Annotated in this window: 19 protein-coding genes; 8 read left to right on the top strand and 11 right to left on the bottom strand. The window is 60.3% G+C overall.

Going from position 1 to position 21262, the window contains the following annotated elements:
* Window positions 1-24: 24 nt before the first annotated feature.
* From SKTS_RS14355 to SKTS_RS14345, 3 genes are all read right to left on the bottom strand, one after another.
* Window positions 25-2004, bottom strand: coding sequence for a TonB-dependent receptor plug domain-containing protein (locus tag SKTS_RS14355; protein ID WP_173066427.1), 1980 nt, complete (start codon window positions 2002-2004; stop codon window positions 25-27).
* A gap of 46 nt (window positions 2005-2050) precedes the next feature.
* A complete protein-coding gene (locus SKTS_RS14350; RefSeq protein WP_173066424.1) occupies window positions 2051-4513 on the bottom strand; it encodes a glycogen/starch/alpha-glucan phosphorylase in 2463 nt (820 codons plus the stop codon).
* 64 nt (window positions 4514-4577) lie between these two features.
* Window positions 4578-5579, bottom strand: coding sequence for a sodium:calcium antiporter (locus SKTS_RS14345; RefSeq protein ID WP_173066421.1), 1002 nt, complete (start codon window positions 5577-5579; stop codon window positions 4578-4580).
* Window positions 5580-5594: 15 nt separating this feature from the next.
* Between SKTS_RS14345 and SKTS_RS14340 the strand changes: the two genes are divergently transcribed.
* On the top strand, window positions 5595-5984 hold the full coding sequence (locus SKTS_RS14340; protein ID WP_173066418.1) for a thioredoxin family protein: 390 nt from the start codon (window positions 5595-5597) through the stop codon (window positions 5982-5984).
* 28 nt (window positions 5985-6012) lie between these two features.
* Entirely contained in the window at window positions 6013-6552 is a 540-nt protein-coding gene (gene ampD / locus SKTS_RS14335; protein ID WP_173066415.1) for a 1,6-anhydro-N-acetylmuramyl-L-alanine amidase AmpD, read from the top strand.
* Window positions 6553-6699: 147 nt separating this feature from the next.
* Here the strand turns inward: ampD and purU are convergent, their stop codons facing one another.
* Entirely contained in the window at window positions 6700-7554 is an 855-nt protein-coding gene (purU, locus tag SKTS_RS14330; protein ID WP_173066412.1) for a formyltetrahydrofolate deformylase, read from the bottom strand.
* A gap of 512 nt (window positions 7555-8066) precedes the next feature.
* Here purU and SKTS_RS14325 point away from each other — a divergent pair.
* Window positions 8067-8642 carry a bactofilin family protein gene (locus tag SKTS_RS14325; protein ID WP_244617348.1) on the top strand — a complete coding sequence of 192 codons (576 nt, stop codon included), beginning with the start codon at window positions 8067-8069 and terminating at the stop codon, window positions 8640-8642.
* 123 nt (window positions 8643-8765) lie between these two features.
* Here the strand turns inward: SKTS_RS14325 and SKTS_RS14320 are convergent, their stop codons facing one another.
* From SKTS_RS14320 to SKTS_RS14300, 5 genes are all read right to left on the bottom strand, one after another.
* Window positions 8766-9503, bottom strand: a complete 738-nt coding sequence (locus SKTS_RS14320; protein ID WP_173066406.1) for a hypothetical protein — start codon at window positions 9501-9503, stop codon at window positions 8766-8768.
* A gap of 165 nt (window positions 9504-9668) precedes the next feature.
* Complete coding sequence (locus SKTS_RS14315) at window positions 9669-9977, bottom strand: hypothetical protein (RefSeq protein ID WP_173066403.1); 309 nt, start codon at window positions 9975-9977, stop codon at window positions 9669-9671.
* A 207-nt stretch (window positions 9978-10184) separates the two neighbouring features.
* The gene (locus SKTS_RS14310; RefSeq protein WP_173066400.1) at window positions 10185-11399 is read right to left on the bottom strand and encodes an efflux RND transporter periplasmic adaptor subunit; all 1215 of its coding nucleotides are present in this window, start codon (window positions 11397-11399) and stop codon (window positions 10185-10187) included.
* Window positions 11400-11402: 3 nt separating this feature from the next.
* Window positions 11403-13763 carry an ABC transporter permease gene (locus tag SKTS_RS14305; protein WP_173066398.1) on the bottom strand — a complete coding sequence of 787 codons (2361 nt, stop codon included), beginning with the start codon at window positions 13761-13763 and terminating at the stop codon, window positions 11403-11405.
* Window positions 13764-13851: 88 nt separating this feature from the next.
* Entirely contained in the window at window positions 13852-14568 is a 717-nt protein-coding gene (locus SKTS_RS14300) for an ABC transporter ATP-binding protein (RefSeq protein ID WP_280513669.1), read from the bottom strand.
* 280 nt (window positions 14569-14848) lie between these two features.
* On the opposite strand from SKTS_RS14300, the gene SKTS_RS14295 reads away from it, so the two are divergent.
* The 4 genes from SKTS_RS14295 to SKTS_RS14280 all read left to right on the top strand — a co-directional run bounded on the left by SKTS_RS14295 (window position 14849) and on the right by SKTS_RS14280 (window position 20107).
* Window positions 14849-17743: a ribonucleoside-diphosphate reductase subunit alpha gene (locus SKTS_RS14295; RefSeq protein ID WP_173066395.1), complete on the top strand. Its 2895-nt coding sequence runs from the start codon at window positions 14849-14851 to the stop codon at window positions 17741-17743.
* A gap of 26 nt (window positions 17744-17769) precedes the next feature.
* On the top strand, window positions 17770-18921 hold the full coding sequence (locus SKTS_RS14290; protein ID WP_173066392.1) for a ribonucleotide-diphosphate reductase subunit beta: 1152 nt from the start codon (window positions 17770-17772) through the stop codon (window positions 18919-18921).
* 48 nt (window positions 18922-18969) lie between these two features.
* A complete protein-coding gene (locus SKTS_RS14285; protein ID WP_173066390.1) occupies window positions 18970-19167 on the top strand; it encodes a hypothetical protein in 198 nt (65 codons plus the stop codon).
* 127 nt (window positions 19168-19294) lie between these two features.
* The gene (locus SKTS_RS14280; protein WP_173066387.1) at window positions 19295-20107 is read left to right on the top strand and encodes a phosphate/phosphite/phosphonate ABC transporter substrate-binding protein; all 813 of its coding nucleotides are present in this window, start codon (window positions 19295-19297) and stop codon (window positions 20105-20107) included.
* Between the two features lie 51 nt (window positions 20108-20158).
* Here the strand turns inward: SKTS_RS14280 and SKTS_RS14275 are convergent, their stop codons facing one another.
* Window positions 20159-20356 (bottom strand): hypothetical protein, encoded by a 198-nt coding sequence (locus SKTS_RS14275; RefSeq protein ID WP_173066384.1) that lies wholly within the window; start codon window positions 20354-20356, stop codon window positions 20159-20161.
* Between the two features lie 155 nt (window positions 20357-20511).
* Here SKTS_RS14275 and SKTS_RS14270 point away from each other — a divergent pair, with 155 nt between their 5' ends.
* Window positions 20512-20742: an RNA-binding S4 domain-containing protein gene (locus SKTS_RS14270; protein ID WP_173066381.1), complete on the top strand. Its 231-nt coding sequence runs from the start codon at window positions 20512-20514 to the stop codon at window positions 20740-20742.
* On the opposite strand, the gene SKTS_RS14265 is transcribed toward SKTS_RS14270, so the two are convergent.
* Window positions 20739-21158, bottom strand: coding sequence for a bacteriohemerythrin (locus SKTS_RS14265; protein ID WP_173066378.1), 420 nt, complete (start codon window positions 21156-21158; stop codon window positions 20739-20741). The two genes, SKTS_RS14270 and SKTS_RS14265, sit on opposite strands and share 4 nt — an antisense overlap.
* Window positions 21159-21262: the final 104 nt, after the last annotated feature.

Here is a 21262-nt window from a genome sequence, read left to right as displayed (position 1 = left end):
GCGTGAAATTAGTGTTTCCACGCCCTAAAAACTGTAAGTCAATTGCGCCCATGCACTGCGCCCTTCCAACATGGGCATGTCGTCGCGGTAATTGGGCGCAGGACATGCCCAAATATCGATGGTCGACGGTACCTTGACGGTCTGATTGAGCAGGTTCTTGATGCCGGCGCGCAAGGTCAAGCCGCGGGAACCAAAATTAAATGTTGTGGCGGTCAGATCGACCGTGTTGTAGCCGGCCAGCTTTTCGCGTAGATCGCCGGTTTCGCGTTGGCGCGGGCCGACATGGCGAAGGCGCAGATCTACGGTGAGTTCGCTGGCCGGATGCCATTCCATTCCAAGATTGAGCAAACGATTCGCCGCGCCCGGGACAGGCTGGCCGGAGCTCTTGTCTTCGGTGCGAATCAGCGTCAAATTGCCATCGATTTTCAGTGCCGAGCCCAACCAGCGTTCGACCTCGAGTTCCACTCCCCGGCTGGACGACGTGCCAGCCAAATTCAGATAGCCCAGATTCTCGTCGAATATGATTTGCTGCTTGAGCGTCGAATCGAATGCGGTGATCCGCGCCAGGCCTCCGCCATGACGGTAGGTGTAACCGAGTTCTCTGGTGGCAATTACTTCGGGCTCGATCTGACCGCCGTAGCGCAGTTCATAAAAAGTAGGGGCGCGGAATGCCTCGGCATATTGCGCCTTGAATACATGCCCCGGTGCTGCCTGCCACACCGCCGCCAGGCGCGGCGTGGTGCTGCTGCCGACATCGTTGTAGCGATCGTGCCGCAGGCCGGCGGTGATAGTCAGCGCATCGGTGGCGCGGAATTGATCCTGCAGCGTGAAACTGGAAATATTTCGCTTCATGTTCAGGTCAAGCCAGTTGCTTGTCGGCATTCCATTGAACGTACTATTCGCTTGCTCGACGTCGATAGAGTTGTACACCCAACCCATTTGCCATGTGTTGCGTCCTTTCTCCCACGCCAAGTCAAGGGCCGCATTCGTCCGCTGCTCCCGGTAGTTCAGATCCATATAATAATAGGGGTCTAATACTCCGACAGGGTAGAGGAACATTCGGTCGCGCTGGCGCGTGTAATCACCCCATCCCAGGCGAAACTCCAGCTGCAATTCATCGCTTAGCTCAAACAGCTGTTTGGCTTCGAGAGAGCGGTGTCTCTGGCGTGTGACAATCCGCCGTTCGTTGGGCGGCAAATAGGAGTTGATGCCGAAATGGTCGCCTGCGCCATCTTCCAGCCATTGGGCGGACAGGGAGAATTTCTGGACATTCAGATTGAACAGCGCTGATTTGTAGTCGTATTTGTCATTGGCCAGGCCGGGGGCGTTGGAAAATGCGCCAAACCCCTCTGGATACCCGGCATCCTCGCCTGCATGGAGTCCGCCTCCGTCCTGCTTCCAGGCGGCGACGTTGAGGCTCATGTCGAATTGCCGCTCCGCGTCGGTCATCGCCAGCACTCCGCCGCCTGCCGCGGCTCCCTTGTCACCCAGCGCCGCGAACACGCGTTGCCCCTGCTTTCGGGTGATGACGTTGACCACGCCCATGTAGGCCGATTCGCCATATATGACCGAACCGGGGCCGCGAATTACCTCGATACGTTCCACCTGCTCCACCGGCATGTTGAGCAGCGGATTGGCCAGGCTCAATAACTCCGAATTGAGCGCTACATCGTTGAGCAGTAATTTGATGTTGCCGGAGGAGTAGGTTCGACCTACACCGCGCACCAGCACCTGCCTCGTGCCGGTTTCATCCATCGACATTTCGAAGCCCGGTACCAGCGCCAGCGCCTCCCATACCGTGCGCGCACCATGGGCCAGGAGGTTGTCGCTATGGAGAATGGAAATCGTGCCGGGGGCGTAATCGATGTTGAGCTTGGTGCGCGTGGCGATGCGCGTTTGCTCGCCCAGGTCGTCCAGCAGGTAATTTGATGTGGCGCCGTCTTCGGCCACGGCGGCACTGCTGAAAGCCAGGGCAAAGGCGATGGATAAGGTGCTTCTTCTCATTGCGTAAGCGTAGCCAAAATGGAGTGAATAATCTGCCGGATAACTCCTACAGCACCGGGCGCGCACCCCATATTTTACTGGCATATTCGCCGATGGTGCGGTCGCTGGAAAACTTGCCCATGCCGGCGACGTTGAGGATCGCGCAGCGTGTCCATTGTTCTGGGTGGCGGTAGAGCGAGTCGACTCGTTCCTGTGCTGCAATATAGGTGTTGTAGTCGGCCAGCAGCAGGTAGTGGTCGCCGTCGCGCGTCAGGTTGTTGAAGATCGGCAGGAAGCGGTCCGCCTGATCGGGCGAGAAGTAGCCGGAGGCGATCATGTCCAGCGCCCATTTCAGTTCGCTGTTGGCGTGGTAATGGCTCCAGGGGTCGTAGCCGTCGTTTTTGGTCCTTGCCACCTCCTCGGCTGTGAGGCCGAAGATGAAGATGTTTTCTGCGCCGACTTCCTCCTTCATTTCGATGTTGGCTCCGTCCAGCGTGCCGATGGTAAGCGCGCCGTTGAGTGCCAGCTTCATGTTGCCTGTGCCGGATGCTTCGGTGCCGGCGGTGGAGATTTGCTGCGACAGATCGGCGGCGGGAATGATTTCGCTCGCCGTCGAGACGTCGTAGTTCGGCAGGAAAGCTACTTTCAGCAGGCCGCGCGTGGCCGGGTCGTGGTTGACGATGTCGGCCACGTCGTTGATGAGCTTGATGGTGAGCTTGGCCATGGCGTAGCCGGGCGCGGCCTTGCCGCCGAAGATCACGGTGCGCGGCACCACTTCGAGCGCCGGGTTGGAGCGGATGCGGTTGTACAGGGTGATGACGTGGAGCACGTTGAGCAGCTGGCGTTTGTATTCGTGGATGCGTTTGACGTGGACGTCGAACAGGCTGTCCGGATTCACGTCCAGTCGCAGCTTGTGTGCCAGTATGGCCGCCAGCTTTTCCTTGTTGGCGCGCTTCACGGCGCGGAATTCGGCCTGGAAGCCGCTGTCGTCCGCCAGCGCGGATAGTTGCCGCAATTTGCCCAGGTCGGTGATCCAGCCCTTGCCGATGTGGCGGGTGGCGAGTTGCGCCAGCCCGGGGTTGGCCTGATTGAGCCACAGGCGCGGCGTGATGCCGTTGGTGATGTTGGTTAGCTTGCCTGGATAGTAACGCTCGAAATCGGCAAAAATCGTTGTCTTCATCAAATCGGAGTGGATCTGCGCCACGCCGTTGACGTGGTGGCTGCCGACGATGGCAAGGTGCGCCATGCGCACGCGCCGGCCGCGGCTTTCGTCGATGATCGACATGCGCCTGAGCAGCTCGGTGTCGCCGGGGAAACGGTGCATCACCCCCTGCAGGAAGCGCTGGTTGATTTCGTAAATGATTTGCAGATGGCGCGGCAGGATGGCCTCGAACAGGCTCACCGGCCAGGTTTCCAGCGCTTCCGGCATGAGGGTGTGGTTGGTGTAGGCGAAGGTGCGGCTGGTGATGTCCCAGGCGCGGTCCCATTCGAGGTCATGGTTGTCGACCAGCAGGCGCATCAGTTCGGGAATGGCGATGGAAGGGTGGGTGTCGTTGAGCTGGATCGCCACCTTGTCCGGCAGTTCGCCGAAGTCGCTGTGGTGCTTGAGAAAGCGGTAGATGATGTCCTGCAGCGAGGCGCTGACGAAGAAATACTGCTGTTTCAGGCGCAGTTCGCGGCCCATGGCGGTGGTGTCGTCGGGGTAAAGGACCTTGGAGAGGTTCTCCGATTCGTTCTTGTCCTCCACCGCCTTGATGTAGTTGCCCTCGTTGAAGTATTTGAGATCGAAGTCGCGCGACGCCTTGGCCGACCACAGCCGCATGTTGTTGACGGTTTTGGCGCCAAATCCGGGTGTCGGCGTGTCGTAGGCCATCGCCATGACTTCGTCGTCCTCCATCCAGTGGTGGTGCATGCGCCCGTGTTCGTTGCGGTATTCCACCACCCGGCCGCCGAACTTGACCGGGTACAGCACTTCAGGACGGGGAAACTCCCACGGATTGCCGTAACGCAGCCAGTTGTCGGGGTGCTCCACCTGCCAGCCGTTCTCGATTTTCTGGTTGAACATGCCGTATTCGTAACGGATGCCCATGCCGTAACCGGGCAGGCCGATGGTCGCCATGGAATCGAGGAAGCACGCCGCCAGGCGGCCTAGGCCGCCGTTGCCCAGGGCGGCGTCGAATTCCAGCTCGGTCACCCGGTCCAGTTCGACTCCGGCATCGATGCACGCCTGCTTCACTTCGTCGATGAAGCCGATGTTGAGCACGCTGTTCATCAGGCTGCGCCCGATGAGGAATTCCATGGAGAGGTAGTACACGCGCTTGGCGTCGTTTTCGTAATAACGCCGCATGGTTTCCATCCAGCCCTCGATCAGGCGGTCGCGCACCACGTTGGCGAGGGTAAAAAACCAGTCGCGGTCGGTGGCGGTGATGGGGTCCTTGCCGATGGAGAAGATGAGGTGGTTGGTCAGCGATTGCTTGACCGAATTGAGGCTGAGATTCAGCGGTGCATGTTCGTTGTGGGTTTGCGGCATGACACTCTCCTGCAGGAAGTGCCAGCATAGCCTTGCTGCCGTCCCCGGTAAAGGGGCGGCAGGCTCAGGCGAGCGCGATGGCGAGGTAGCTTACATACAGCGCGCCGTTGAGCGCCAGGTGCCACACCTTCAATTGCCCGCGTGAGGATATCCAGCGCAGCCAGCCGGCTGCCAGCAGGGTGATCACGATGCCGGCCAGCACTTCGCGCTGCGGCGCCCACGGCGTGAGCATGATGCCGATGGCCGGCAGCAGCGTGCCCTGGAATACCATGGCGCCGGTGATGTTGCCGAAAGCCAGCGTGTCCTTGCGGCGGCGGATCCACAAGATGCTGTTGACCTTTTCCGGCAGCTCGGTGGCGATGGGGATGATCAGCAGCGACAGCAGCAGCGCAGAAATGCCGAGCAGCTTCGCTGCCTCGTCCACGCCGTCGATGAAGCCCTTCGCGCCACCGACCAGCAGGCCCAGGCCCAGCGCTAGCTGCAGCACGATGATGAGCATGTTTTCCGGCAGGCCCAGCTTGCACAGCATCATCTTGCCTTCCGCCTCGGTGCCGTGCCCTTCCTTCACCAGGTGGGCCGAGGCGCGCAGGGTGAGCATGATGTAGACGAAATAAATCAGTACCATGCCGATCGCCAGCATGGCGCGGAACAGCGGCGTGTCGTGCGGCACGAAAAGGGCCACGGCGGAAAGCGAGAAGGCGGCGAGGAAAAAGTTGAGGTCGCGCGTCAGGCCGGTGTGCTCCGGCGTGAGATGGCCCCGCAGGCCGCGTTTCTTCAACACCGATGCGGACATCAGGCACAGCGACAGGGTGGAAAGCATCAGCGGTGCGCCGAGGATGGCGCCAACGCCGATTTCCTCGTTGACGCTCGCACTGGTGGTGCCGGCGAAAATGGCCAGCAAGGGCACCATGGTCTCCGGCAGGGCGGTGCCGATGGCGGCGAACAGCGACCCGGTCACGCCTTCCGAGATTTTCAGCTTTTCGCCCAGGTGTTCGAGGGCGTTGGTGAACACCTCCGCGGCGATCAGGATGACGACGAGCATCAGCAGCAGTTGGGCGAAAACCATGACAGATCCGGAAACGTGAAAAGCCGCGATTATAGCATCGCGGCTGCCGGTATAATGGCCGCGATGCTGACCCTGGAGCCCCTTTCGGAATTCGACTTCCATCGCGTGCTGGCCCGAAGCGAAGGCCCGGTGCTGGTGATGTTCGGTGCGCCCGCTTGCGGCACCTGCCGCAAGGTCGAAAAACTTCTGCCGGGAACGGTGGCCGGCATGGTTAGCGGTCTGTTCAAGGTGGACGTGCAGCAGAGCATGGGTTTGGCGCGGGCTTACGAGGTGTTTCATCTCCCTGCGCTGTTTTTGTTCGTGGACGGGCATTACCACGCACAGATCGAAAGCGAAGTGACGCCGAGCAAAATGAAGGTGGCGCTGGAAGCGGCACTGGCCTTACCGCCGCAGGATGAACCCTAGAAGGGTGCAAATATGAAGGGTGTGAATAGTGGAAATAGATCAATCGGGTTTTCTCAAGGGCGTGCGCTTCATTCCCTCCCCCAACTTCGACGAGCGTTCGCCGGAAGAACCGGTCACGCTACTGGTGATCCACAACATCAGCCTGCCGCCGCGTGAATACGGCGGGAACGGCGTGATCGAATTTTTCACCAACCGGCTCGATCCGTCTGCGCACGAATACTACCGCATGGTCGCCGACCTGAAAGTGTCGTCGCACTTCTTCATCCGCCGCGACGGCGAGATCATCCAGTTCGTCAACTGCAACCTGCGCGCCTGGCACGCCGGGCTATCGACATGGAAAGAGCGCGAGCGCTGCAACGATTTTTCCATCGGCATCGAGCTGGAAGGCAGCGACATGGACGCCTTCGAGGACGTTCAGTACGAGAAGTTGGCCGAATTGACCAGGGCGCTGAAACAGGCCTATCCCATCGAGGACATTACCGGCCACTCCGACATCGCACCTAACCGCAAGACCGATCCGGGGCCGTTCTTTGCGTGGGACAGGTACCTGGCCGCGGTCGGCAGTTAGCAGTTAGCAGTTAGCAGTCAGCAGTCAGCAGTCAGCAGTCAGCAGTCAGCAGTCAGCAGTCAGCAGTCAGCAGTCAGCAGTCAGCAGTCAGCAGTCGCGGCGGTACCCGGTTTTACTGATGGCTGATTAGCTGACCGCTGATAGCTATCAATCGAACACCACCGTCTTGTTGGCATACAGCAGCACGCGGTTCTCGATATGCCAGCGCACGGCGCGCGACAGCACGATCTTTTCCAGGTCGCGCCCCTTCTGAATCAAATCATCCAGTGCATCGCGGTGCGATATGCGCGCCACGTCCTGCTCGATAATCGGGCCGTCATCCAGTATTTCCGTCACGTAATGGCTGGTCGCGCCGATCAGCTTCACGCCCCGGTCGAACGCGCGGTGATAGGGCTTGGCGCCGTGGAACGCGGGCAGGAAGGAATGGTGGATGTTGATGATGCGGTTGGGGTAGTGGCGGATGAACTCGGGCGACAGCACCTGCATGTAGCGCGCCAGCACGATCAGGTCGATGTGGTGGTGGCGCAGCAGGGCGAGTTGGTCTCTTTCCGCTTCCGCCTTGGCGTCCTTGAGCACTTCGATGTGCTGGAACGGGATGCGGTAGGTGTCCGCCAGCCACTTGGTGTCGGAGTGGTTGCCGATGATCAGCGGGATGTCACAGTGCAGTTCCCCTGCCTGGTGGCGATAAAGCAGGTCGGCCAAGCAGTGATCGTAGCGCGAGACGAAGATCGCCACTCGCGGGCGCTGGCTGGACAGCGCCAGCCGCCACTGCATCTCGAACTGGTGCGCGATGTGCGCGAAATGCTGATGGAAATCCTCGGGCGCGAGGTCGAAGCCCTCCAGATCCCATTCCACCCGCATCAGGAACAGCCCGTTCGCGCTGTCCTGGTGCTGGTCGGCGTGCAGGATATTGGCATTGTGGCGGTACAGGAATTCGGCAATGGTGGCCACCAGACCTTTGCGGTCGGGGCAGCTGATGAGCAGGATCGCAGTGTTTTTCATGTTGGAATGCGAAAATTGGATTAAGGCCGATTATAGAGGCATTGAACGCAAAACGCAGGATGTTGTTGGCGCAACATTCTCCGACTGCGTTCCAGCCAAATGTGCGCCGGAGCGAATCAGCTCCCGCAAGAAATCCATGGTTAACTAATGGTAATTAGCAATGAATAAATAGACAGTTATAGTCTAAAACACGTGCCAGGGTAATTGCCCGCCGTATTTCTCCCGCGCCAAATGATTCATGCGGCAATGCTGCCAGCGGCAAGGATTGCATTTGCCAGTCAGGCGCGATTTCCGGGTGATCCGAGGGCCGCCGATGGGCGCCCGATTCGCATCACCTCAATGTCGCTGAAATGGACGAAAAATTCAGCGCAACAACGCGTATGCCGGAACACGTTAACCGAGCCGCCACCGTGCAATTTCGCATCAACCCGATATTCCATCTTGATGCGACGGGCAGGCTGGTGCTTGGTTCGTATAACCTTAGAGAGGACTAAAACATGCTGAAGAATTTTATGAAAACCCGAAACGACTACAACGAAACCAGGAATCAGGCTGCGGCGCCCACCAGGCCGCCGGTAGCAGCTCAACCGGAGCAAGCGCCCCCAAAGGCATCGGTGCCGCGCGAAGAGGGCAACAAACTGATCGTGGGGCCGAACATCAAGCTCAAAGGCTCGGAAATTACCGATTGCGAAATCCTGGTGGTCGAAGGCAGAGTCGAAGCATCCATGAATAGCCGGGATATCCGCATCGCCGAAGGCGGGGTGTTCTCGGGCAAGGCCGATATAGATGTGGCAGAAGTGAGAGGCCTGTTCGAGGGCGAACTGACCGCGCGCAAGCAACTGGTGATTTATGCCTCGGGAAGAGTCACAGGAAAGATTCGCTACGGCGCATTGACCATAGAAGATGGCGGCTCAATCTCGGGAGATGTGGCGGGAATCGCCAAAGACGCTCAAAACGCCAAAACGGAGCCCGTTGCCGAGCCGGAAAAAGCCTTGCCGAGCCTGGCGGAAATGCCGGAGATACAACATCTCCGTGCATCCTCTGTTCTGGGGCGTACGCCGCTGGGTGGTAAGCGTCCGGGGAACTGACGATCAGATGCGCCTGAAGACCGCATTCGCGTCGACTTGTTTGTATGCCGCATAACGTTTGAATTCAAAGGCCTGCGCGGATTTTCGCGCAGGTCCGGTGGATTGATGGGTTGGGCAGCAACTTTAGGCGTCATTCGCCTGCCTGTACCGCTTGAGAAAGTCCTGCAGTGCGCTGACAAGGCGAGAGGTCGTTTCATTGACCCACTGCACATGAGCGGAAGTAGTTGAAGCGCTGAGCGTTGCGTCGTAAGCAAAGTTACGTGCCAGCGCCTTGGGATTGCTCGGAATGGCTGATGGAATATCGCTGTCGGTACTGAGAAATACCTGTCGCGGCAGTATTCCTCGGTGAGCCAGACTGTTTCGGAGATCCTTAAGGATCTTAAATTCGTTCGAACTTGCCTCCGTTGCAAGAACCTGGGAGAAAGGATCGGAGCGTTGCCATGCTTGGAACGACTTCACTACTTGGCTCGGGGACTTGTTTAAGTCCTCCCCGTCCTTCAAAGGAAAGTGAGACTGAGATAGGGCAGCGCCGAGGCAATAGGTGGCCATGTAGAAGCATTCAACGGCGGAGAACGAAGATGCAATGCAGCCGAAAAGAGCGCGCTCCTGCACATACCGAACCTCTTGATCTGGTGCCGTCGAAATCGCAATCAGCCTTCCAAACTCCGCGTCGTACTCGGTAGCTGATCGTAGGCGCAACGCCAGCCCGTTCCACGCCGCCGAATAGCCAAACCATGAAGTCTGCTTCCACGGTGCTGCGGCGTCATTCGGATTGGCAACTACCGCTGCGGCTTCGTTCACTCGGTCGTATGACGCGACGTCAAACCCGGTCGGCAGTTGGAGGCCTGTGGTGCTAGACATGGACATTTGGTGAGGAGGCACGTGTTGATGGCGCCCAACGTGCTAGCTCAGGGGCGCGGAGCCGGCTTGCCGGCGAAGCGTCCCTCTGGAGTAGCGGGTTAGGCTGATAGCCCAAAGCGCAAAAGTCGGCGCTGGTGGGGCGGCGGTTTGCAAAGGCTGGCTTTCTCATAAATAAACAGGCAGAACGGACAACAGGAAAATGGCCACGAGCGGATATAGAAATTTATCGGTCGCAAGCCACAGCGTGAAGTAAAGAAACACCAGAATCTGCAAGGGGTAGAGGGCAAATGTGCGAAGGCTGGGATTTCGAAGAAATTGCAGCTGCTTTTCCCTCGCCGCTAAAACTTGTTCGGCAGTTGGGGCTTGGGCGGCAACATCAAAGCCCAAACCCAGTTTCATAGGCAGATAGGCCAGCAGAACAAAAAACAGAACGGGGCGAAATACCCCAGATGCTTGATAGAGAATTTCAACCATTGTTTGCTCGTGCGCCCTTTAAAGCCTAACGAGGCTGTAGAAAAAGTATCATCTCCGCATCTTGCCTCAACTGGCCGGGTGCATCAATATCCATCCATCATGACTTGCGGGGTGGACAGGATGGCGCGCTACAAACACATCGACACCAGCCCGCGATTTCTTGCTGTTGACTTGCAACGGCAACCGAACCCCGGCACTGCATTACACTCAATTATTTGAATTTTTGCGTTCCCTCACCGTCTTGCCGTCGCTGACGTTGTCGCCGGGATGGACGGCGACCTTCTCGCCCACTTTCAAGCCCTCCTGCACCACCGCTTCCGTCGCGCCGCGGCGGGAAAGGGTGACGATTCGCTTGGCCGCGCGGCCGTTGCTCACTACGAACACCGCCCATTGATCCCCGGCACGGAACAGCGCGCTGACCGGCACTTTGACGGCCTTGTCCAGGCTGGCGGTGACGATGCGGGCGTCCACCTTGTAGCCGTCTCCCAGGGTTTGCCAGCGTTGTGGCGGCGAGGCCAGGTCGATGATGACGTTCACCCGCTGTTCTTCCACGCCCAGTGCGGAAATCTTGGTGAAGGCGGCGGGCTCGACCCGGCGCACCACGCCTTCCAGCGGTTCGGCCCGGCCCCAGCGCTCGAAGCGCACTTTGGCACCGGGCGGGATTTGTACTGCGTCGCTGCTGAGCACGTCCACCACCACCTCGAGGTCCGAGGGCTGGCCGATTTCCAGCAGCGCTGTGCCGACGCCGACGACGGACTCGCTTTCCTGCAGCACTTTCAGCACCTTGCCGGCAACCGGTGTGCGCACTTCCCAGCGCTGACCGGCGGGTTTCCTGCCACCGGCCTCCTGCCTCAACATGAAGAGCGCGGCACGCGCCACGGCCACTTCGTGTTGCGCCGCATGTTCCCCATACTGTGCGGCTTCGAGCTCGCGCTGGCCGAGCCGGTATGCGAGTTCCGCCTGTTCCAGGGCGGAGGCTGAAACGAACTTTTGCTGCGCCAGCTTGCGCGCGCGGGCGAGATCCGCGGCGGATTTGTCCAGCGCGGCGCGTGCCCGTGCCACTTCCGCCCTGGCGCGCTGCTGGGTGGCTTCCGCGCTGCCGACGCGTTCGCCAAGCTCGCGTTCGGTGCGCGCATCGAGCAGGCCGGGCGCGCTGGGCGCGATCACGGCGACCGTGTCGCCTTCCTTGACGGTATCGCCCGCCTTGAGGGTAAGGCGCCGCATCTTGCCGGCGAGCGGGGCGGAAACGACGTAGCGCTCGCGCACGCGGGTCTTGCCGTCTTCCTCGATGGTCTGTTCGAAGCGCCCCTGGGTGACCTCGGCCAGTTCCACCAGGGCCGGCTGGGGGCGGAAGGCCCATACCAGCACGCCGAGCAGCAGGGCGCCGAGCAGGATCAGGAGGACGCGCTTGGAGGTTTTCATTTTCTATTCCCTTGTTTTCAGTACCGCCACCAGGTCCAGGTGGTCGATCCGGTGGCGCACGATCAGCGCGCTGGCCACGCCGGAGATCAGGATGGCGAGCGCGGCGTAGGCATAGGTGGCGGAGGTGATGATGACCGGGATGTCGACGGTCTCCATCGGCATCTGCGCGACGATCAGGTGCGACAAAAGATAGCCCAGCCACAGGCCGAGCGGGATCGCCAAGGCTATTTCGAAGGCGAGTTCGCCCAGCAGGAGGGTGGAGACTTCCTGGCGCGTGAAGCCCAGCACGCGCAGGCTGGCCAGTTCCCAGGCGCGCTCGGCGAGCGATATGCGGGCGCTGTTGTAGACCACGCCGACGGCGATGGCGGCGGCGAACACCGTGACGATGCTGGTGAAGAAGATGAGAAAACGCCGGTTGGTTTCGCGGAAGCTGCGCAGCATTTCGTCCTTGATGGTGACCGTGGCGACCTGTGGCATCTGCTTGATGCGGGCGTAGAACGCGCTGGCCTGTGCGGGGTCGAGCCGCACCGCGACGCCGGAGATGGAATCTCCTTCTCCCATCAGGCGGTTGAGTGCGGCGATGTCCATGTAGGCGGCGAGGCCGATCATGTCGTTGACCAGGGCGCTGACCACGGCTTCACGCTTGCTGCGGGTGGCCTCCAGGGATTCGAGCATGATCCGGTCTCCCAGCTTGACGCCCAGGCGTTGCGCCAGGCGGCGCGAGAGCAGGACGCCGTCGCTCGGCAGGGGCACGCTGCGCAATTGCGTGTCCAGCAACTGGCGTAGCTCCGCTTCGGACGGGTAGCCCGACAGGACAGTGCGGTAGGTGCGATGCCCCGCACGCAGGCGCACCGGAACGGAGCGCATTTCCTCGCTGCGCAGTACCCCCGGCAGCCGGCTGATTTCGTACAATGCGCTGCGCGCGAGCGGGACGGTGAAAACCACCGTCACGTCGCCCCGTTCCGCAGCGTTGAACTGCACCTCCATCAGGTAATCCATGGCGTCGCCCCAGAATGTGCCGGCCACGATGATGGCAATCGCACAGGCGATGCCGAAGCTGGTCAGCAGCGTGCGCAGCGGGCGGCGTTCCAGGGTGCGGATCACCATGCGTGCCTGGGGTGAGAGCAGGTGCGCCAGGCCGAGTTTTTCCAGCAGCATGCGCCGGTAGCTGGTCGGGGCGGGCGGACGCATGGCTTCGGCCGGCGCCAGCGCCACGATCCGGCGCACCGCGCCGTACGCGGCCCCCAGGGCGGCAGCCAGGCTGATGCCCGAGGCCAGCAGGATGATCCACGGCTGGATGCGGTAGATCAGGCGCGGGAAATGGAAAAAAGTGGTGTACAGGTCCGTCATCTCGTAGCCCATCCAGGCGCCCACCGCCACGCCCAGCAGGATGCCGCACAGCACGATCACCAGCACCAGCTTGAGATAATGCGCGGCGATGTCGAAGTCGGCGTAACCCAGCGCCTTGAGCGCCGCGATCTGGTCGCGCTGCGTCGCCACCTGGCGGCTGAGCACGACGTTGAGCAGGAACGCCGCCACGCCGAGGAAAATGGTCGGAAAAATCGTGGCCATGGTCTTCTGCTGGTTGATTTCCTGGTTGAGGATGCGGTGCGAAGTCTGGTCATTGCGCCCGTGGGTGTTGAGATTGCCGTAGGGTTCGAGCAGGCGGTCGAGCGCGTCGATCACCGCCGCCTCGCTGGCGCCGGGCGCGAGGCTCAGCGCCGCGTGGTTGAACGCGCCTTCCATGTTGAAGGCGCTCGCCAGGCGTTCGCGATCCATCCAGAACACGCCGAAGCCCTTGTCGTCTGGGAGGTCGCCGCCGCGCGAGGCGAAGATGTATTCCGGCGAAAGCACGATGCCGACGATTTCCAGTTCCTCGCGCTTGCCGTTGAGCAGTGCAACCACATGGTCGCCTGGCCCGAGACGGTGCGCCTTGGCAAAACCTTCGGAAACCAGCGCCTCGTTCCGCTTGTCCCGTTCCAGGAAGCGTCCCCGCCGCAGGGTCAGGCGATTGAGGCGGGCGGGGCCGTTGCTGGTCATGCCGATCATGCGCCCGATAACGGGTTCGTTCACGCCGGCAATGTCGAGGGTCACATCCTCCACGATGCTGGTTTCCAACGCGGCCACCCCCGCCAGTTCGGCGATCTGGCGTTCCACCGCCTTGGGCGCGCTTTTGATGTCGGCGAAGACCTGGGCGAAGCGCGCTTCCTCATAATAGGAGTGACGCGACCATTGCAGCGAATCGTAGGTGGAGAGCAGGGCGATGAAGGCGCCGATGCCCGCCGCCACCACCAGCGCGATGGAGAAGGCCTGGCTCTTCATCTGCCACAGGTCGCGCAGCAGCTTGCGTTCGAGGGTTTTCATCGGGACCGTGAGGCGTGAGGGGGAGAGGGTGAGGCGAGGGCTGGTTTTCCCCTCACCCCTAACGCCTTACCCCTCACCAAGTTCGTTCTTACCATGACAGCTCCGCTGGCGTCAGCTTGTGCGGATTGTCCTCGACCGAGGCGATGCGTCCATCGGCCATGCGCATGACCCGGTCCGCCATGCCCGCGATGGAGGCGTTGTGGGTGATGACCACGGCGGTGGTGCCGATCTCCTGGTTGATCCGGGCGATGACTTCGAGCACGACCTTGCCGGTTTCATAGTCGAGCGCCCCGGTGGGTTCGTCGCACAGCAGGACGTCGGGGCGCTTGGCGATGGCGCGGGCGATGGCGACGCGCTGCTGTTCGCCGCCGGATAGTTGCGAGGGAAAGTGGTCCATGCGGTGCGCCAGTCCGACGCGCTCCAGCGCTTCCTCGGGGCGCATCGGATGGGGCGCGATCTCGGTCACCAGGGCGACGTTTTCGCGCACCGTGAGGCTGGAAATGAGGTTGTAGAACTGGAACACGAAGCCGACGTGGTCGCGCCGGTATTCCGTGAGCTCGCGTTCGTTCGCGGTGGCCAGGTTGTGGTCGCGCCAGAACGCCTCGCCGCTGCTGGGGTTGTCGAGGCCGCCGAGGATGTTGAGCAGGGTCGACTTGCCGCTGCCGGACGGGCCCAGCAGCACGACGAACTCGCCCTGATAGATGTCAAGATCGAGGGAACGCAAGGCGGGCACCTCGACCTCGCCCATGTGATAGGTCTTGGTGAGACCGCGTGCGGTGAATATGGCCTTTGGGAGTGGCTGCAAAATAATGCCCCGTTTCGGGTGGTTTAACCTGCTGAGTTTGCCGCTTCAGAGTAGCCCAGCGGGGGGTGATTTACAACCGCATTAAAGAGGAGTAATAGGCGGATCTGGCGATGACGAATGAAAGTTAAATTAGGTTGCAATTTGCCAGCCCAATAACTAGAATTAGTGGAATCATGCACGGCCGATCACAATATGTTGTGGATACATCGTTGGATATGTTGTGGATAAGAGTCTGATAATCTGTTCGCCAAGCGACAAAAAACAAGGGGGATTCAACTATATGCAACTGGCTACTGAGAACGTTTCTAGCTCTTCCTTACCGGCTTCGAATTTCGGCGCCCAAACTCCCGCGTCCGCCACGGGCGTTTCATATGCCGATTACAAAATAATCCGTCGCAATGGCAGCGTGGTTCCCTTCGAACCGGCAAAAATCGCCATCGCCATGACCAAGGCCTTCATCGCCGTCAACGGCGGGCAGGCTGCGGCTTCGGCGCGGATTCGCGAGCAGGTGGACATGCTGACCCAGGCCGTGGTCAACGCCCTGATGCGCCGCCAGCCTCACGGCGGCACGTTCCATATCGAGGATATCCAGGACCAGGTCGAACTGTCCCTGATGCGTTCCGGCGAGCATGACGTGGCGCGTTCCTACGTGCTGTACCGCGAAAAGCGCTCGCAGGAGCGTGCCCAGGCGAAGGCCATGGCGCCGGCTGCTGCCGAGCATGCCTTGCATGCCATTGAAAACGGCGTTCGCGTCCCGCTGGATACGGCGAAATTGGCTTCCCTGGTGGATGCTGCCTGCACCGGTCTGGGCGAGCAGGTGAACGCCAAGGCCATCATCGAGCCGACCTTGCGCGACCTGTACGACGGCGTGTCGATGGACGAAGTGCGCAAGTCGGTGATTCTCTCCGCCCGTTCCCTGATCGAAAACGACCCGGCTTACTCCTTTGTCACCGCGCGCCTGCTGCTCAACACCATCCGCCACGAAGTGCTGGGCGAGGAAGTGCCGCAGAGCGACATGGCCACGCGCTATGCCGAGTATTTCCCGGAATTCATCAAGAAAGGCATAGACGCCGAGCTGTTGGACGAGAAGCTGCAACAGTTCGACCTTGCCCGCCTGGGCGCGGCGCTCAAGGTGGAGCGCGACAACCAGTTCGGCTACCTCGGCCTGCAGACCCTGTACGACCGCTATTTCCTGCACATCGAAGAACGTCGCATCGAGCTGCCGCAAGCCTTCTTCATGCGCGTGGCGATGGGCCTGGCCCTCAACGAGATCGACCGCGAAGCGCGCGCCATCGAGTTCTACAACGTGCTCTCCAGCTTCGACTTCATGAGCTCGACGCCCACCCTGTTCAACGCCGGCACGCGCCACAGCCAGCTTTCCTCGTGCTACCTGACCACCGTGTCCGACGACCTCGACGGCATCTACCAGGCCATCAAGGAAAACGCCATGCTGCAGAAGTTCGCCGGCGGCCTGGGCAACGACTGGACCAACGTGCGCGCCCTCGGCGCCCGCATCAAGGGCACCAACGGCAAGTCGCAGGGCGTGATCCCCTTCCTCAAGGTGGTCAACGACACCGCCGTGGCGGTGAACCAGGGCGGCAAGCGCAAGGGCGCGGTGTGCGCCTACCTGGAAACCTGGCACCTCGACATGGAAGAATTCCTCGATCTGCGCAAGAACACCGGTGACGACCGCCGCCGTACCCACGACATGAACACCTCCAACTGGATTCCCGACCTGTTCATGAAGCGCGTGATGGAAAACCAGGAATGGACCCTGTTCTCCCCCAACGACGTGCCCGACCTGCACGATCGTTTCGGCAAGGATTTCGAGGCCGCCTATATCGCTTACGAAGACAAGGCGGCGCGCGGCGAACTCAAGCTGTTCAGGAAAATCCCGGCGCAGCAGTTGTGGCGCAAGATGCTGTCCATGCTGTTCGAAACCGGCCATCCCTGGATCACCTTCAAGGACCCGTGCAACGTGCGCAGCCCGCAGCAGCACGTGGGCGTGGTGCACAGTTCCAACCTGTGCACCGAGATTACCCTCAACACCAACGAGCACGAAATCGCGGTGTGCAACCTGGGTTCGGTGAACCTGGTTAACCATCTCAAGGATGGCCAACTGGATCACGACAAGCTCAAGCGCACCATCGCTACCGCCATGCGCATGCTGGACAACGTGGTGGACGTCAATTTCTACGCCGTGGGCAAGGCGCGCAACTCCAATCTCAAGCACCGTCCTGTCGGCATGGGCATCATGGGCTTCCAGGATTGCCTGCTGAACCTGCGCATTCCTTACAGCTCCGAGAGCGCGGTGGAGTTCGCCGACCGCTCCATGGAAGCCGTGGCCTATTACGCCTACTGGGCATCCAGCGAGCTGGCGCAGGAACGCGGTCGCTACAGCAGCTTCACCGGCAGCCTGTGGGACAAGGGCATCCTGCCGCACGACAGCAACAAGCTGCTGGCGGAGCAGCGGGGCGGCTATCTGGAAGTGGACGAGTCCACGAGCATGGACTGGGACGCGCTGCGCGCCCGCATCCGCCAATACGGCATGCGCAACTCCAACTGCCTGGCGATCGCGCCGACGGCCACCATCGCCAACATCGTCGGCGTGTCGGCCTCGATCGAGCCGACCTACCAAAACATTTACGTCAAATCCAACCTGTCGGGCGAGTTCACCGTGGCCAACCAGTACCTGGTGCGCGACCTCAAGCAGCTGGGCATGTGGGACGAAGTGATGATCGGCGACCTGAAATATTTCGACGGTTCGCTGTCCAAGATTGACCGGGTGCCGGCAGAACTGCGCCAGCTCTACGCCACCGCCTTCGAAGTGGAGCCGAAGTGGCTGGTGGAAGCAGCCTCGCGGCGCCAGAAGTGGATCGACCAGGCGCAGAGCCTCAACATCTACATGGCTGGCGCCTCCGGCAAGAAGCTGGATGAGACCTACAAGCTGGCCTGGCTGCGCGGCCTCAAGACCACCTATTACCTGCGCACGCTGGGTGCCACCAGCGCGGAGAAATCCACCGGCAAGGGCGGCGAGCTTAATGCCGTGCCGGTCAGCGGCGGCCTGGGCGGCGCAGCGGGCGCGATGAACCTGCCGGAACCGGAAGTCGTCGGCAAGGCGTGCACGCTGCGCCCGGGCGATGAAGGTTTTGAAGAATGCGAAGCTTGCCAGTAGCAACAGTCGGACGTGGAGAATAAATAATGCTGAATTTTGAAGATGACCTGACCCCGGCCATGTCCCAGCCTCCGCTGGGCGGTTTCGATGCCATGGCGCCGGCACAAGCGGTGAATCAGGAGCCGATTCATTCCTCGGCGCTGACCGGCATCCACGATACGCGCCGCGTGCGCGCCGAGGACAAGCGCGTGATCAACGGCACCGTCGACGTCAACCAGCTGGTGCCGTTCAAGTACAAGTGGGCGTGGGAAAAGTACCTCGCCGGCTGCGCCAACCACTGGATGCCGCAGGAAGTGAACATGAGCCGCGACATCGCCACCTGGAAGGACCCCAACGGTCTGACCGAGGACGAGCGCCGCATCGTCATGCGCAACCTGGGTTTCTTCACCACCGCAGATTCGCTGGCGGCCAACAACATTGTGCTCGGCACCTACCGCCACATCACCGCGCCGGAATGCCGCCAGTACCTGCTGCGCCAGGCCTTCGAGGAAGCCATCCACACCCACGCCTACCAGTACATCGTGGAAAGCCTGGGGCTGGACGAGGGCGAAGTGTTCAACATGTACCACGAGATCCCGTCCATCCGCGACAAGGACGAGTTCCTCATCCCCTTCATCGACACCCTGACCAACCCGGAATTCAGGACCGGCACGCCGGAAAACGACCAGAAGCTGCTGCGCTCGCTGATCGTGTTCGCCTGCATCATGGAAGGGATTTTCTTCTACGTCGGCTTCGTGCAGATCCTCGCCCTCGGCCGCCAGAACAAGATGACCGGCGCTGCCGAGCAGTACCAGTACATCCTGCGCGACGAATCCATGCACCTCAACTTCGGCGTCGACCTGATCAACACCATCAAGATGGAAAATCCCGGCCTGTGGACCGCAGCTTTCCGAGAGGAAATCAGCGGGCTGATCAAGAAGGGCGTGGAGCTGGAATACCGCTACGCCGAGGACACCATGCCGCGCGGCGTGCTGGGCCTGAATGCCGCGCAGTTCAAGGAATACCTGCGCTTCATCGCCAACCGCCGCTGCCAGCAGATCGGCCTCGACGAGTTGTACCCGAATTCGACCAACCCGTTCCCGTGGATGAGCGAGATGATCGATCTGAAGAAGGAGAAGAACTTCTTCGAGACTCGCGTCACCGAGTACCAGACCGGCGGCGCCCTGTCCTGGGATTGACTTCGGATTTTTCTGCAACGTATTTTCCAACCAGTAAAGGGAGTTGAGATGAGCCTTGAATCAATGTCTCGTGAGCAGTGGGGAAAAATATTCGATCATTGGTATCGACATATTTTCAACATCGGCATGCTGGGTGAAGGACCGCCCCATGAGTTGATCGAGGAATGTTTCAGCCTGGGCGTTTCGCCGGCGGAGGCAGTGGCGAGGCTGAAGAACCAGGGGTTGGGAGAATGTTGTAGCGGGTAGGGGAAAGGCGCAGCAGACTGCGCCTTTTTCGTTTGCTTGGCGCAGCATCCCGTCATCATGTAATATCTGGCGCCCGCCGCGTGAAGGCGGGAGCGCGTTATTACAATGGCTTATTCGAGGAGATGCGATGTTGCGCTGGTTACTGGTGTCCCTGCTGTTTTTTTCCGCTCATGGAGCGGTGGCAAGCGAAGGCAGCCTGCTGTTTGGGGTGAACGAAGGCAGTTCGGGCAGTGCGGATTTCCTGCAACGTCAGGGTAAGTATCGATCCCTCGCCGACTATGTCAGCGGTGTGGTAAAAAAACCGGTCAAGCTGGAATCGGCCCAGGACCTGAGAAGCCTCAAAACGAACCTGCATTCCGGCCATTTCGACCTCCTGATGGTGCGCCCGTCGCACATTTCCGCTGCGGCCATGCGGGACCAGAAGTACGTGCTGGTGGCGGCCGCCAAGGGCGAAGCGATCAGCTCGTTCATCGTCAACAAGGACTCTGCCTTCAAGGGGCCCGCCGACCTCGCCGGCAAATCCATTGCCATGCCGGACGAGGACGCCTATCCAACCCATATAGCCTTGGCCATGCTCAAGGAAGCGGGAATCAAGCCGGAGACACAGAATATTCGCTTCTTCCGCACCCAGGAGGCGGTGGGGTATTCGGTGGAGCAGAAACTGGTGGACGTGGGCGTGGTGATTTCGTATTCCAAGGTTGCCAGGGAATGGGAAGGAAAGGGCCATCGCGTCTTGTGGAAGAGCAAGCCGCTGCCTTACTGGAGCGTCATCGCCTCACCCAGGCTCAGCCCCGATACGGTGTCCAAAGTGCGCGAGGCACTGCTCAAGCTTAACGATACGCCGGAGGGCGAGAAAATTCTCAAGGGAATGGGTGTCAGCAGTTTCGTGGCCGGCAGCCAGAAGGATTACATGGACCTGCTGGCCTACCTGAAAGAATAGAAGGGCTGTGGGCGGCCGCTGGTGCCGCCGGTTTCCGCGACAGGCGGTTTGTCAATCAGGCTGCCCCGGCTCCCCGCTCTTGTCCGTCATCAGGAAATACATCCCCACCGCGGCGAGCATCATCCACAGGACCATGGCCCATATGCCGAGGCGTTCCGACAAGGGGCCCATGTAGAACAGGGAAATGAGGGCCAGTGCCAGCGTGACGTTGCCGATCCAGAAACGTGTGCCATGCTTGAATTCGTTCATTGGAAAACCTTGCGTTCATGGTGAGGTTTGCATTCTATGGGATGCGGTTCCTTAACGGAAGGAGAGATGAGGGCGCGCCTGGGGCTATCGGTTGCCCCGGGAATGATAAGATGCGCGCTGGTGCACCCTGAAAATTAATGACTCAAAAGGCATACATGCAACAAATTGAATTTATCCTGACCCGCGAGTTTGTCGAACTGGACAATCTGCTTAAATTGACCGGCGCCTGCGATAGCGGAGGCATGGGGAAAACGCTGGTGGCTAGCGGTGAAGTGTCGGTGGACGGCAAGCTGGAGTTGCGCAAGACCTGCAAGATTCGTGCAGGTCAGGTAGTCACGCTGGGCGACGTGCAGATCAGTGTGCTTGGACCAGCGGAAAAGCCCTAATTCCCTGGCTTGTGTGAGTGACCGAGGATGTAGGGGGCCATTTTCTTGTCCATCTCGAGAATATGTTTCCACAACCAGTCGCTGAGCAGAAACGTATAAAGTTCCCCTGTCGATTCCCTGTCACCCGCGGCCTTGTTGTGCTCGTAATCCTGCAGTTTGCGGATGATCATCTCGTGAACGGCCTTGTGCCCTTCATATTCGGGAAAGCCGACGGCTTTCATGACCCGCTCCTCTTCAGCGAAGTGGTAGTGAGAGTAGTCGAGCAGCGCCTTGATGGTGTTGGCGACAGCTTCTTCGCGATGGTGACCGAGCAGTTCGTCGTGTAATTGATTGACGATGTCGAAGAGCTTTTGATGATGGCCGTCCAGGGTCGGGTCGCCAACACTGTAGATATCCGACCAGTTGATAAATGACATGATAATCGCTCCCTTTCCTACGCGCTTGTCGTATTGCGTCAAAGAGTCGCATGGATGATCAGCCTTGTAAAGGCTCGGTGTGCAGCATGACAGGCAATATAATA

It is taken from the genome of Sulfurimicrobium lacus (genome assembly GCF_011764585.1).
GTDB lineage: Bacteria > Pseudomonadota > Gammaproteobacteria > Burkholderiales > Sulfuricellaceae > Sulfurimicrobium > Sulfurimicrobium lacus.
This window is presented reverse-complemented; position numbering and strand designations above follow the sequence as displayed.